At 36.0% G+C, this 14,774-nt stretch carries 8 protein-coding genes and 1 CRISPR repeat array (1 of these 9 only partly in view); of the genes, 7 read left to right on the forward strand and 1 reads right to left on the reverse strand.

The window, feature by feature from the left end:
• Window positions 1-22: 22 nt before the first annotated feature.
• A complete protein-coding gene (locus AY601_RS05985) occupies window positions 23-1,432 on the reverse strand; it encodes a hypothetical protein (protein WP_068397869.1) in 1,410 nt (469 codons plus the stop codon).
• Window positions 1,433-1,647: 215 nt separating this feature from the next.
• On the opposite strand from AY601_RS05985, the gene AY601_RS05990 reads away from it, so the two are divergent.
• From AY601_RS05990 to cas2, 7 genes are all read left to right on the forward strand, one after another.
• Window positions 1,648-2,991, forward strand: coding sequence for an MFS transporter (locus AY601_RS05990; RefSeq protein ID WP_232324705.1), 1,344 nt, complete (start codon window positions 1,648-1,650; stop codon window positions 2,989-2,991).
• Window positions 2,992-3,021: 30 nt separating this feature from the next.
• Window positions 3,022-4,269, forward strand: a complete 1,248-nt coding sequence (locus AY601_RS05995) for an arsenic transporter (protein WP_068397871.1) — start codon at window positions 3,022-3,024, stop codon at window positions 4,267-4,269.
• 205 nt (window positions 4,270-4,474) lie between these two features.
• Window positions 4,475-4,927 carry a GNAT family N-acetyltransferase gene (locus AY601_RS06000; protein WP_068397874.1) on the forward strand — a complete coding sequence of 151 codons (453 nt, stop codon included), beginning with the start codon at window positions 4,475-4,477 and terminating at the stop codon, window positions 4,925-4,927.
• A 175-nt stretch (window positions 4,928-5,102) separates the two neighbouring features.
• The gene (locus tag AY601_RS06005) at window positions 5,103-5,819 is read left to right on the forward strand and encodes a hypothetical protein (protein WP_068397877.1); all 717 of its coding nucleotides are present in this window, start codon (window positions 5,103-5,105) and stop codon (window positions 5,817-5,819) included.
• A 623-nt stretch (window positions 5,820-6,442) separates the two neighbouring features.
• Window positions 6,443-10,744 carry a type II CRISPR RNA-guided endonuclease Cas9 gene (cas9, locus tag AY601_RS06010; RefSeq protein ID WP_068397880.1) on the forward strand — a complete coding sequence of 1,434 codons (4,302 nt, stop codon included), beginning with the start codon at window positions 6,443-6,445 and terminating at the stop codon, window positions 10,742-10,744.
• Between the two features lie 56 nt (window positions 10,745-10,800).
• Window positions 10,801-11,760, forward strand: coding sequence for a type II CRISPR-associated endonuclease Cas1 (gene cas1, locus AY601_RS06015; protein WP_068397883.1), 960 nt, complete (start codon window positions 10,801-10,803; stop codon window positions 11,758-11,760).
• 63 nt (window positions 11,761-11,823) lie between these two features.
• Window positions 11,824-12,153 carry a CRISPR-associated endonuclease Cas2 gene (cas2, locus tag AY601_RS06020; protein ID WP_068397886.1) on the forward strand — a complete coding sequence of 110 codons (330 nt, stop codon included), beginning with the start codon at window positions 11,824-11,826 and terminating at the stop codon, window positions 12,151-12,153.
• A gap of 121 nt (window positions 12,154-12,274) precedes the next feature.
• Window positions 12,275-14,774: direct repeats of the CRISPR family, unit length 46 nt; unit sequence GTTGTTGTAAATATCAGTAGTTCAAAGGATGAAAGCAAATCACAAC (it continues 2,401 nt past the right edge of the window).

Here is a 14,774-nt window from a genome sequence, read left to right on the forward strand (position 1 = left end):
TCGCATTAATTAATGCTAAATTTTAATGCCAGAACCTGCTTGAAGTATTGTGACGTCTGTATTTTTTGATAGCCGCAAAATTAGCTTTTAATAGTTTGTTTTTCGATGATGGGTTTGCGGATTCATAATTGCCAACTGCTTTCATGGCCATGACCATATCATAATCCATAGCGACCTGCCCCTTATCAAAAGGCACATTGCCAGCGTTATTTCTGAACCATAATTTCCATTTAGCACTTCCTGGTGTATAAACGTAAGTGGCAGTGTCAGTACTTTTAGGGAAGGGCCCAGGCAATACGAATGATACAAAATTATCCTGTGCAGGGCTGTGACAGCTCATACAAGAAGATAAAGCCAGGTTTTTATACACTTTGCCAGTCGTTAAATCAACTGCCTTTTGTGCAACCGCACCGTCATTCGGACCACTAAGCCTGCCTCCCCAGCCTAAGGTCTCTTTACTGTAGAATGGTGCTTTAGGATTGATTATCGTTTCGGCCAACTTAGGATAAGGACGAACAACAGGACTATTTACATCAGGGTCATCGCCCCACATGGCGCCTAATGGTACCATCTTTTCCCAGAATGATCCTTTAGCATCTTTGTCATATACAAAAGTGGAATAAACCCAACCCGTTTTTGGAGATGTCTTACTATCTTTAACAATCACATCCATTTGAAAAAAGCTAACCTTACGGATCTGATATCCTTTTTTTGGATTTTCACTTGTTGGAATAGTATCATAAACACTAAAGGTTTGCGCATCTTTCATCACAGGCCATTGCGGATAATTGACATTTGAAAAAGCGAACTTTACAATTACACTGCCTTCTTTAAATTGAGCAGCATCATTCAGTAAATTAACTTTTTGCCCGGTCTTACCCCAGATTTGACCGACTGTATAAGCAGCAGTAGCATCATATAAGACCAGTGCATATCCGGCTTCATCTTCTTTCAGTGTGGTGAACATGTTTTTTGGGTTTCCATTTCCGAGGTAGACGCCTAATATGGCCTCCCTGTCTATCCCAAGCCAGGGTTCGTTGAACCAACCGTATTTAGCTGAGGTCCACTTTTTATTGTCCGTAAAAAATGGGATGATGTTAGGTGCAATATGGCTTTTTAACGAGTCCATATAAGCAAATACATTGGTATCGGAGATTGGCTGCCCGTGTAAAGCCTGTTGCCAGGAAGGATTGATCACGGGCTTAACTGTCGTTGGATAATCGTGACTGAGCACAAATAGGGGGCCATCGTATTGCTGTTTAGAAGGTATTGAATCTCTATAGTTTAAAAAGGCGCCATTTGTTGCTAAAGCTGCTGGATCAGATTTAAGTTTGCCGTCTTTGGAATTGCCCTGGTTATTACAGCTGTAAGCAATCAAGGCGATTGCGGGCAGTAAAATCAGGGTGGTGCAGCGGTTAATTTTTCTTTTCATATGGTTTGAAATTTAGGTTTGATTATTTAGTTTAAGGGGCGATTTTCTTCTGGTAACTGGTCATGTATTTTTTTGATTTAGCAAGTGGCTGTAGTATTGGCCGGATCGTCTTATTAATAAAGTAAAATAAACTCTTTTATCTGAAAATCTCAGGGAGGTATCTAGCTAGATGTTAAGGGTGTTTTAACCCTTGTTGTAGGTATTTATACTTTTAATTGGTTAGGGAAGAGGTTGGATTAATTTATGAATGCGTATGGCCGAAATTAGAAATCATTGTATATGAAACATTATCAGGTTTAGCGATGTTTCCTTCGGTAGATATGAACGACAAGCAGTGCAAATCGCAAACAAGTCCTAAAATTATCAGGTGTCTCCAGTCACTTAATTTTTTTATGGCAGATATGCAGGCCGGTATTGGCCCTTTCCTTGGAATATTCCTTTTGGCACATGGCTGGAAAAGTGGGATGATTGGTTCTGTAATGACCATTGGAGGGATGGCTGGTATGCTCATGACCGCACCAGCAGGTGCATTGATTGATGCGACAAAACGAAAACGCATGTACGTGGTTATCCCCGGGATATTTACTGTGACAGCGTCGGCCGTTATTCTGTTTTCGCAAAATTTCTGGATAGTCAGTATCTCACAGGTGGCAACGGCTATTGCGGGCTCGGCAATAGGGCCGGCAGTGATCGGTATGACCCTTGGAATAGTCAAGCAAGCAGGGTTTAATCGCCAGAATGGTTATAATCAGGCCTATAATCATGCCGGTAATGTAGTTGGTGCAGCGTTGTCAGGTTATTTAGGCTATAAATTTGGGATGCATGCTATCTTTTATCTGGCTGCATTTTTTGGTTTGCTCTCTATCATATCTGTATTAATGATTCCTGGTAAAGCTATTGATGACAGTGCTGCACGCGGATTAAATGAAAATGAAACTGATACTAAAGCAAGCGGCTTAAGTGTGTTGATCCAATGTAAACCCCTGTTGATACTGGCTGCCGCACTTGCCTGTTTCCATTTGGGAAATGGTGCGATGCTGCCATTATATGGATTGGCTGCTGCAACTAAAAATCAAGGTGATCCAACTATTTTTGTCGCTATGACTATCATTATCGCACAGCTGGTCATGATCGGCGTATCTATTCTTGCGATGCGAATGGCAGAAAAAAGAGGCTATTGGTTAGTCATGCTCATTTCTTTTATTGCATTACCAGTGCGTGGCCTGATTGCTGCTCATCTAATTAGCCACATTGGATTATATCCTGTACAAATATTGGATGGTATCGGCGCCGGCCTGCAAAGTGTGGCTGTTCCGGGATTGGTTGCACATATTTTAAATGGAACCGGTAGGGTGAATATCGGTCAGGGAGCTGTGATGACAGTCCAGGGATTAGGAGCTTCTTTAAGTCCTGCTATTGGTGGATGGATCGCACAAGGAATTGGCTATAGTTCTACATTTCTGATTTTGGGCTGTTTCGCTACCATTTCCATATTATTGTGGTTGGTATTTTCTTCCACGCTAAAAACCGCCTGCGAAACCACAGCCAAAGTGGAATAATAAAATCAAATTAAACCCCTTAATTACTATATGGCACATATTTTTATTTGGATCATTTCCTTCTTAACTATTGCAGGTGTTATTATCCGGCCTTTTAAAATATCAGAAGCTATCTGGGCAGTAGGTGGGGCAGTGCTATTGCTTATTGCAAGGCTAATTTTACCAACTGAAGGATGGTCGGGGATCATTAAAGGCACAGACGTTTATCTGTTTTTAACTGGTATGATGTTATTAGCAGAAACCGCACGTGAAGAAAAACTGTTTGACTGGCTGGCTGCCCATGCAACTAAAATGGCCAAAGGATCAGCTAACCGTCTATTTTTATTGATTTACCTGGTAGGTATAATTGTTACTGCATTTTTATCCAATGATGCAACGGCTGTAGTATTGACACCTGCAGTTGCAGCTGCGGTTAAAGCCGCGAAGGTAAATAAGCCTTTGCCATATTTGCTGATCTGTGCATTTATTGCCAATGCTGCCTCATTTGTGTTGCCTATATCTAATCCAGCTAACCTGGTGATCTATGGAGCACATATGCCTCCATTATTGCAATGGCTGCCGCAATACATTTTACCATCGTTCTTTGCCATCGTATCGACCTATTTTATGTTACGTTTCACACAGCGCGATGCCTTAAAGGAGCGTATCGAAACTAACATTGTTATACCTGCACTTTCACAGGGTGGAAAGACAGCAATCATTGGTATTGCTGCGACAGCGATGATTCTGCTTATATCCTCTGCAATCGATATTCAGCTAGGTTTACCTACTGCTATTGCTGGAATTTTAACCTCGGCAATTGTCATCATCCGGGCAAGAAAAAATCCATGGATAGTTATCAAAGGTGTTTCATGGGAAGTTATTCCCCTGGTTGCCGGGCTTTTTGTCATTGTGGAGGCGCTTAATAAAACCGGAGTAACTCAATCACTTACAAATATCCTTGTGAATGCTAATGTAGCTCATGGAATTACCAGCACCGCCTGGTACAGTGGTGTTATCGTTGCTTTTTCTTGTAACCTGCTGAATAACCTGCCTGCAGGCCTTATTGCTGGTCATGTTATTCAAGCCGCTAATGCCCCAGAATTGGTGAAAAGTGCAGTCCTGATAGGTGTTGATTTAGGACCCAATCTTTCCATTACAGGCTCCCTGGCAACTATACTTTGGCTTGTTGCCTTACGGCGTGAAGGACAACATGTTAGTGCCTGGACGTTTTTAAAACTTGGTGCATTGATCATGACAGTAGCCCTTTTATTTTCCTTGGCGGCTCTTTGGATATAACTCATTTCTTAAGTATGTAAAAAAAATAGATTTCAAACTAGACCTTAAATATAGCCCTGGCTTTTGAAACTTAACCAAGTTGGCAGATTACCGGATGGAAACTCTCTGTCAGGATATTAATTAATATATGTGATAAATTTTCAGGACATAGTTTTAAGAATTTCTTGTAAACTTGCTATATCTTGATATTTAGCCCATAATTCTCATGCTTATTATAAAATACACACCGGTTTTCAGAGCGGACTGTATCGAAATCTTTAAGAGTAATTTACCTAAATTCTTTGCTCCGGATGAACTGCAATTATTTGAAACCTTTTTAGATCATGATGCAGAAGATAACTATTATGTTATACAGGAGGATGGACATGTATACGGCTGTGGTGGCATCTTTTTAGATGAAAAAACTGATGAGGCGGGCTTATCATGGGGGATGGTACATGCCTGGCATCACCTAAAAGGAATTGGTAAATTATTTACACAATATAGGATAGACCTCTTAAAGAAATTATACCCGGCAAAAATCTATAAAATTGATACTTCACAACATACCGCGGCATTTTATGAAAAAAATGGTTTTCACACGGTGGATATTATACCAGATGGTTTCGGTAAGGGAATCGATAAATATATCATGAAAATGGAAAATAGGTTAATGTAAGGAGGCTAGCTATTGATGAACTAAGTATTATACTTTTAATTTGATAGGGAAGAAGTTCGTGTGAAGAAGTATTGGTTTGCTAAGTAATGCGGATATTTGATAAGTGGAAATATAATACTAATAGCATATTTTGTTGTAATTTTAGTAAATTATTTTTCAACAAAAGTCTTTGTTTATGGGAAGGTTACCGCTGGAATTCAAAATTTTAAGACGTATTAAGGAGAAGTTGGATAAACTGATGTCTGATAGAGGAACCCCGGTTGAAATCAGATCAAACTTTTTATATGATTATATAATCAGAGATGAAGAACTTAAAAGGGTGTTCACTAATCGAAGGGTGTTTAATCAATTTTTAAGAGCACAGCATGATGGTGGTAATTTAAAGCAAATAATTCCCAATTATAGGGTTGATACTTCAAATCATAGTCATTATCAATGGCACTTTTATAAAGACACCAGTATAAATGCAGGGCAGGGAAAAGGAATTGAAACTGTTGGTAGTCAATTGACTTTTAAAGATGATGAGTTGATTGTTTCTGCTTCAGACGGAACATTATTGAGGACTCATCAAGAAAGAGGAATTTATGAGAAGCTTTTAAAATGTAATTACCTGACGATTGAATATGAGTTTCCTGTTTCAATCGACGGTCATAAGAAGTATGTTGATTTTAGAATTTTGAACAGAATGACTCAGAAAATATATTTTTGGGAACATTTTGGTATGACAAATTCTGATGGTTATCTGAAAAAAATGGAAGAAAAGCTTTTATGGTACAAGAATAATGGCTTTAAAACCGTTGAGGATGGTGGAAATTTAATTTATACCATTTATTCAGACCAGAATAAGCTTCAGCGGGATACTGATAATTATATAAATATTATTATCAAGTAGGGGTAAGGGGTTGGTAATTGAAGTAGATTTCGTTTAGAGATTTTATCAAAATCATATATTATAATAATCTGAATCAGGGTTTATTCAGTTACGGAAAACCGTAATTTATTCAAAGTGATCTCCTCCCTGAAAACGGGACTTTTGTAAAGAGATTTTCGGTCTCAAAATATAAAATTGAGATAATAATTGTTTACTCATTACAATATTTTCAGGATACGGTACTATATCCGATATGAAAAATAGGTACTGGTAATACGATTTCAATAATGGGTGAAAAAGGAATTTTAGAAAATCAACCGCCTTGTAGGCTTTTCCTTTGGATAGATGATCCTGATTCAGGAAGAAGATATGAATTATATAAAGAATAGGAATTGGTTTTCAAATTGGAATCCGACATTGTCGCCACGTCCTTTGTGGGAACGAATACTTGAGTAGCTAATCGTAGATTTTAAATAAAAAAGCCCCGTATTGTAAGACGAGGCACTTAATGTTTTCACAACGGAATAATCCTTATTGTGATTTGCTTTCATTCAAATATAGTGATTATTTATAACTTGGTATACGGGAAACCGTATTTTATTAAAATTTTAGTTTTTAGTTTTAAAAAATGTTAATTCAAGATTATGAAGAAAATTTTAGGACTTGATTTAGGCACAACTTCTATTGGATATGCACAGGTTAATGAAAGTGAGGACTTCAAAGATTCGTCGATTGAACGAATTGGTGTACGTGTCAATCCATTAAGTGTTGATGAACAAACCAATTTTGAGAAGGGTAAGCCAATTTCTATAAATGCTGACAGAACTTTAAAATCTGGCGCAAGAAGAACACTTGATCGTTATCAGGATAGACGCTCTAATCTGATTGATGCTTTAGTTAAGTCAGTTATCATTACAGAAGATACAGTTCTTGCTGAAGATGGTAAAAATACCACTCATTCCACTTTTGCCTTACGTGCAAAATCGGCTAGCGAAAAGGTAGAAAAAGCGGAGTTTGCTAGAATACTATTGGCTATCAATAAAAAAAGAGGGTATAAAAGTAGTCGTAAAACTAATAATAATGATGATGAAGGGCAGGCAATAGATGGCATGGCCATTGCCAAAAAATTATATGATGAGAACTTGACACCAGGTCAACTGGCCTATCAATTATTAAAAGAAGGTAAAAAATACTTGCCCGATTTTTATCGTTCAGATTTACAGGCAGAATTTGATAAAATATGGACTTTTCAAAAACAGTTTTATCCGGAGATTTTAACTGATGAACTTCAAAAAGAATTGGCAGGGAAAGGACAAAGGGCTACATCAGCTATTTTTTGGAAGAAATATGATTTTAATACTGCAGAGAATAAAGGTACCCGAGAGGAAAAGAAACTGAAAGCATATGAATGGCGAAGTACTTCGGTTGACAAAAAATTGCAGAAAGAGGAAGTCGCCTATGTGATTACGGAAATCAACAATAATCTAACTAATTCCAGTGGTTATCTGGGGGCCATCAGTGACAGGAGCAAAGAATTGTACTTTAACAAGCAAACTGTTGGTCAGTATCTATTTAAGCAAATTCAGAAAAACCCACATACTAAATTAAAAAATCAGGTTTTTTATCGTCAGGATTACTTTGACGAGTTTGAAATAATTTGGGAAACACAGGCTAAATTTCATCCCGAATTAACAGAAGAATTGAAAAATAAAATACGGGATATTATTATTTTCTACCAGCGGAAATTGAAGTCGCAAAAAGGATTAATAAGCTTTTGTGAGTTTGAACGTAAGGAGGTTGAGATAGAAAAAGGTGGACGCCGAATGAAAAAGACTATAGGTTTAAAAGTGGCGCCAAAATCATCACCTTTGTTTCAGGAATTTAAGATTTGGCAAGTTTTAAACAATGTTTTGATCAGAAAAAAGGGTAGTAAAAAGCGTAGAGTAAAAGAGCCTGATCAACTTAATTTAGTTGAACAAGAGCAGGAAGTGATGTTTTTTGATATGCAAACGAAACAAACCTTGTTTGATGAACTCAACGTTAAAGGAAACTTAAAGGCTAAAAGAATTATTGAATTGATAGGTCAAGATGCAAATGATTGGGAAATTAATTATTCGGAAATCGAAGGAAATCGAACTAATAAAGCTCTATATGATGCATATCTGAAGATTCTGGATTTAGAGGGATATGATACGAAAGCGTTGTTGGATGTGAAAACAAGTAAAGATGAGGTGGAGCTTGATGATATAAATATTTCCGGACCGGAAGTCAAAGATCTGGTTAAACGTATTTTTGAATCTTTAGAAATAGATACTCAAATTTTAGAGTTCGATGCAGAGCTAGATGGAGAAGTTTTTGAAAAGCAATCATCTTATTTGTTATGGCATTTACTATATTCTTATGAGGGCGATGATTCGCCAAGTGGAAACGAAAAATTGTATAAACTTTTAAAACAGAAATTCGGTTTTAAAAAAGAGCATGCACAAATTTTAGCGAGTATTACCTTATCTGATGATTATGGAAGTTTGAGTGCAAAAGCAATGCGTAAAATCTATCCATATATTAGAGAGCAGACTTTTGATAAAGCAGCTTCACTTGCCGGATACAGGCATTCTGCCTCATCATTAACCAAAGAAGAAATTGCCAATAGACCGTTAAAGGACAAATTAGAGCTTATAAAGAAAAATAGCCTGCGCAACCCTGTTGTAGAAAAAATTCTTAATCAGGTTGTGAACATTGTTAATAGTTTAATTGAAGCAAACAGTGAAAAAGATTCTGATGGAAATATTATCAGTTATTTTAAGTTCGATGAAATCAGGATTGAGCTTGCTCGTGACTTAAAGAAAAATGCAAAAGAGCGGGCCGAAATGACCCTGAATATCAATGCGGCAAAAATCGTCCATGAAAAAATATTCAAACTCCTGCAAGCTGAATTTGGAGTAAAGAATCCAACCCGAAATGATATTATCCGTTATAAGCTTTACGAAGAGTTAAAGAACAACGGCTATAAGGATCTATATACAAATATATATATTCCCAGGGAGATTTTGTTTAGCAAACAGATAGATATTGAGCATATTATACCGCAATCAAAAATGTTTGACGATAGTTTCTCAAACAAGACTATCGTATTCAGAAAGGATAACCTGGATAAAGGTAATAGTACAGCTTTCGACTATATAGATAGCAGGTTTGGGAAAGATAAGTTAACCGATTTTGAACAGAGAATTGAATTTCTTTTTGAACAAGGAAAGAAAAATAAAGAAGAAGGTATCTCTAAAGCTAAATATCAAAAACTACTGAAGAGAGAAGCTGATATCGGTGATGGATTTATAGAACGTGACTTAAGGGACACCCAATACATTGCTAAAAAAGCGAGAAACTTGCTTTATGAAATCTGTAGGATAGTTACACCAACGACAGGAAGCATAACTGATAGGCTACGTGAAGATTGGGATCTGGTCAATATTATGCAGGAGCTTAATCTCGATAAGTTTAAGAAATTGGGTCTAACCGAAATGGTTGAGAAAAAAGATGGTAGTTTTAAAGAACGTATTGTAGATTGGAGTAAACGAAACGACCACCGTCATCACGCAATGGACGCTTTAACTATTGCTTTCACTAAGCATAGTCATATTCAGTATTTAAATTACCTGAATGCCCGTAAGAATGAAAATCATAAACAGCATCATAATATTATTGGTATTGAAAGAAAAGAAACTGAGTTTGTTATTGATGATTTAGGCAACAAAAAACGTAAATTTCATTTACCGCTTCCAAACTTTAGAGAAGAAGCTAAAAAGCATTTGGAGAATGTTCTTGTTTCATTTAAAGCGAAAAACAAAGTAGTTACTAAAAATAAGAATAAAACTGCATCATCAAAGGGCGAAAAAATCAAAGTAGAGCTTACACCAAGAGGTCAATTGCATAAGGAAACTGTTTATGGTAAATATAAATTTTACGTAAGCAAGGAAGAAAGGATAGGGGGCAAATTTGATCAAAGGACAATTGAAAGAGTCGCAAATTCTACTCATAAAAGGCTTTTATTACAGCGCCTGTTGGAAAATGACAATGATGCCAAGAAAGCCTTTACCGGGAAAAATGCGTTGGCTAAAAATCCAATTTATTTAGATGATACAAAGACTTTAACTTTACCGGAAATAGTAAAGTTAACCTGGTTGGAAGAAGATTATTCTATCAGAAAAGATATTACACCTGAAAATTTCAAAGACATTAAAGTAATTGATAAAATTTTAGATGAAGGGGTGAAGCGAATTTTGAAAGAAAGATTAGCTAAGCACAATAACAATCCCAAGGAGGCCTTTTCTGATCTAGAAAAGAATCCCATTTGGCTTAATGAAAAAAAAAGCATCTCAATTAAAAAGGTTAAGATCAGTGGCATCAATAACGCAGAAGCTTTACATTATAAAAAGAATCATTTGGGAATAGAAATCCTTGATGATGAAAAAAAACGTATTCCTGTCGATTTTGTAAGTACTGGCAATAATCATCATGTGGCTATTTATAGAGATGAAAAAGGCAATTTACAAGAAGATGTCGTTTCATTTTTTGAGGCAGTTGCAAGGGTAAATCAGAACTTGCCAATTATTGATAAAACACTAAAAGCATATTTGGGCTGGACATTTTTATTTACAATGAAGCAGAATGAATATTTCATATTCCCAAATAAGCAAACTGGTTTTAATCCTACTGAAATTGATCTACTAGATTCAATGAATAATAAATTGATTAGTCCTAATTTGTTTAGAGTGCAAAAATTCACAGTTAAGGACTATTTCTTTAGACATCATTTAGAAACTAATGTAGAAGATGATTCAAAATTAAAGAATACTACATGGAAAAGGGAAGGATTAGGTGGAATAGGTAATATTGTAAAAGTCCGTATTAATCATATAGGACAAATTGTGAAAATTGGAGAATATTGAGGATGAAAAAGCATTAGATAAGACCAAAGTATAAGGACGTAAATAATTATCCTCTCATGATTAAAAGAACTCTCCACTTTAGTAATCCTGCATATCTTAGTTTACAACAGAATCAACTTTCCATTGATTTGCCCCATTTAAAATCTCTAGGGGAAAAGGAATCGAGAAAGCTTGTTCCAATAGAAGATATTGGAATAATTATACTAGATAATCAACAAATAACTATAACACATGGTTGTATTGCAGCATTATTATCTAATAATGCTGCAATCATCACCTGTAACAAAAGTCGCCATCCTACTGGTATGATGCTTCCAATTGATGGACATAATACACAGAGTGAAAGATTTCGATATCAAATAGATGCCTCGCAGCCTTTAAAAAAGCAGCTCTGGCAACAGACAGTTCAGGCTAAAATCTTAAATCAAGCTGCAATACTCTTTAACCGGGATATTCCTTGTAAAAACATGATCCATTGGGCAAAATCAGTACGTTCAGGTGATCCTGATAATTATGAAGGCAGAGCAGCTGTTTATTACTGGAAAAATGTCTTTCCTGAAAAAATAGATTTCTTTAGAGGCCGTGATGGTGATCCCCCAAATAACTTACTGAACTATGGCTATGCCATACTACGTGCCATTGTCGCTCGTGGTTTGGTCTGTTCTGGTTTGTTGCCGACATTAGGCATTCATCATCGGAATAAATATAATGCTTATTGTCTGGCTGATGATATTATGGAACCCTATCGTCCTTATGTAGATGAAATTGTGTTAGGAATAATAGATCGGGGTGAAAATTTCCTGGAGTTGGGTAAAGACATTAAAACACAACTTTTAGGTATCGCAACAGTTGATGTTCAGTTTGAAAAAAATAGAAGTCCTTTGTTGGTTGGTTTACAAACCACAACTTCTTCATTAGCTAAATGTTATGAAGGTACGATCAGAAGGATTAACTATCCAATAATGAAAAACTTCGAGACTAAGAGGGGATCGGGCTTCGATGAAAGCGAGGACTGAAATTCGATTTCTGTTGAACAATAGAGTAAGAAAGAAGATTCTAATAAATTATGATTTTAATTGATGCGTTTAAATGAATATCGAATTTTGTGGGTATTAGTTTTTTTCGATCTGCCAACCGAAACTAAAAAAGAACGAAGTATTGCGTCTAAATTTCGCAAAGAGATTTTACGGGATGGTTTTGCAATGTTTCAGTTTTCCATTTATTTGAGGCATAGCAGCAGTAGAGAAAATGCAGATGTACATATTAATAGGGTTAAAAGACTGTTACCAGAAAAAGGGCATATTGGAATTATGACAGTAACAGATAAACAATTTGGTATGATGGAGTTATTTTATGGAAAGAAAGAAAAAGTGTTACCGGATACTCCTCAACAACTCGAATTATTTTAAATGTCAACTTTACGAAAGTAAAAACACATAGAATAAAAATCCGGAAGCTTTTTTGTCCGGATTTTTTTAATTCTATTTATTAATGTAACTATCTGATATATAAACGTTTGTTGTAGTTCGTGTTGTTGTAAATATCAGTAGTTCAAAGGATGAAAGCAAATCACAACCGCTTGCTTGCTTGCCTTTATCACCGTTTAGTTGTTGTAAATATCAGTAGTTCAAAGGATGAAAGCAAATCACAACATGAATTTACAGAATACCTGAAAGATCAAAGTTGTTGTAAATATCAGTAGTTCAAAGGATGAAAGCAAATCACAACCGGCCAGTTCTTTAGCGAAGATGGCAGGTTGTTGTTGTAAATATCAGTAGTTCAAAGGATGAAAGCAAATCACAACTTCCAAATTATCTTTCGTTAATTCCTGAGCGTTGTTGTAAATATCAGTAGTTCAAAGGATGAAAGCAAATCACAACCAGTTGCCCCTTTTCTACCCAAATTTGTTTGTTGTTGTAAATATCAGTAGTTCAAAGGATGAAAGCAAATCACAACAATACATTCGCCTTTACAACCGACGAATCAGTTGTTGTAAATATCAGTAGTTCAAAGGATGAAAGCAAATCACAACGGGCAACTGCAACGGAGGATAAGGAAAATTGTTGTTGTAAATATCAGTAGTTCAAAGGATGAAAGCAAATCACAACTTCTTTTTTATATTTATTTATTTTACTGTGTTGTTGTAAATATCAGTAGTTCAAAGGATGAAAGCAAATCACAACAAGGTTTACGTCCCATTTATTCCCTTGTGAGTTGTTGTAAATATCAGTAGTTCAAAGGATGAAAGCAAATCACAACGCCAAAACGCATGAACAGCTAAAGGCGACTGTTGTTGTAAATATCAGTAGTTCAAAGGATGAAAGCAAATCACAACTATTTTCTTATCGAACGGTATTTGAGTGCCGTTGTTGTAAATATCAGTAGTTCAAAGGATGAAAGCAAATCACAACGAAGACGGCGAAGGTGACGCAGCGGTGGAAGTTGTTGTAAATATCAGTAGTTCAAAGGATGAAAGCAAATCACAACCAGTGCGTGCTGATTATACTCAACGTAGGCGTTGTTGTAAATATCAGTAGTTCAAAGGATGAAAGCAAATCACAACAGTCCTGATCTCGTGAGTAGGGCCTTCTTTGTTGTTGTAAATATCAGTAGTTCAAAGGATGAAAGCAAATCACAACGGAATTGAACTGCTTGGATTTATTTGTAGGTTGTTGTAAATATCAGTAGTTCAAAGGATGAAAGCAAATCACAACCAACACCCTGTAACCATCACTTACATTCCAGTTGTTGTAAATATCAGTAGTTCAAAGGATGAAAGCAAATCACAACTAAGTTGGAAAAGGTTAAAGAAAACCTCCGGTTGTTGTAAATATCAGTAGTTCAAAGGATGAAAGCAAATCACAACCATTTTGGAAACTTAGGAAACTATTTTATGTTGTTGTAAATATCAGTAGTTCAAAGGATGAAAGCAAATCACAACACATAACTTTGAACAGTATTTGTATCCTTGGTTGTTGTAAATATCAGTAGTTCAAAGGATGAAAGCAAATCACAACGATGCAGGTGCTATCCTTTACGATGATATGTTGTTGTAAATATCAGTAGTTCAAAGGATGAAAGCAAATCACAACTAATTGCCTCTTAATGTGCCTTCGATTCTGTTGTTGTAAATATCAGTAGTTCAAAGGATGAAAGCAAATCACAACCCCAACCGTGATATTTATCTATTTGCTTTGGTTGTTGTAAATATCAGTAGTTCAAAGGATGAAAGCAAATCACAACTTGTGCTCTAAAAAACGGTGCCGAAATCAAGTTGTTGCAAATATCAGTAGTTCAAAGGATGAAAGCAAATCACAACGTAGCACTACGAGTACTTTCCGGCAAACCGTTGTTGTAAATATCAGTAGTTCAAAGGATGAAAGCAAATCACAACTGACAGACCAAGTGTCGTTGGTTGCGCTTCGTTGTTGTAAATATCAGTAGTTCAAAGGATGAAAGCAAATCACAACTTTATCTCTTTTATCGATCAGGACCATTGTGTTGTTGTAAATATCAGTAGTTCAAAGGATGAAAGCAAATCACAACCCGCCAAACAGTTTTTACGATACTTAGAAAGTTGTTGTAAATATCAGTAGTTCAAAGGATGAAAGCAAATCACAACTATACCATTAAACTTGCATTTGTGTGTTGTGTTGTTGTAAATATCAGTAGTTCAAAGGATGAAAGCAAATCACAACTCATTCGAGTTTTGGAACTGGTTGAAATAGTTGTTGTAAATATCAGTAGTTCAAAGGATGAAAGCAAATCACAACATATCATTGCCTTTGCAGCTACGCTAACATGTTGTTGTAAATATCAGTAGTTCAAAGGATGAAAGCAAATCACAACACGAAAAGTCAAATTGATAGTATTAGTAAAGTTGTTGTAAATATCAGTAGTTCAAAGGATGAAAGCAAATCACAACTGCAGGATAGTCGCGCATTGCTTTTTCTAAGTTGTTGTAAATATCAGTAGTTCAAAGGATGAAAGCAAATCACAACCACGGATTGAAGGTTATTACCATATCTGG

This window comes from Pedobacter cryoconitis, assembly GCF_001590605.1.
Lineage (GTDB): Bacteria > Bacteroidota > Bacteroidia > Sphingobacteriales > Sphingobacteriaceae > Pedobacter > Pedobacter cryoconitis_A.

Excerpts from the sequence above, each read along its gene's own strand:
- AY601_RS05985 (WP_068397869.1), bottom strand. The coding sequence starts at position 1,432 with ATGAAAAGAAAAATTAACCGCTGCACCACCCTGATTTTACTGCCCGCA.
- AY601_RS05995 (WP_068397871.1), top strand. The coding sequence starts at position 3,022 with ATGGCACATATTTTTATTTGGATCATTTCCTTCTTAACTATTGCAGGT.
- AY601_RS06000 (WP_068397874.1), top strand. The coding sequence starts at position 4,475 with ATGCTTATTATAAAATACACACCGGTTTTCAGAGCGGACTGTATCGAA.
- AY601_RS06005 (WP_068397877.1), top strand. The coding sequence starts at position 5,103 with ATGGGAAGGTTACCGCTGGAATTCAAAATTTTAAGACGTATTAAGGAG.
- cas9 (WP_068397880.1), top strand. The coding sequence starts at position 6,443 with ATGAAGAAAATTTTAGGACTTGATTTAGGCACAACTTCTATTGGATAT.
- cas1 (WP_068397883.1), top strand. The coding sequence starts at position 10,801 with ATGATTAAAAGAACTCTCCACTTTAGTAATCCTGCATATCTTAGTTTA.
- cas2 (WP_068397886.1), top strand. The coding sequence starts at position 11,824 with ATGCGTTTAAATGAATATCGAATTTTGTGGGTATTAGTTTTTTTCGAT.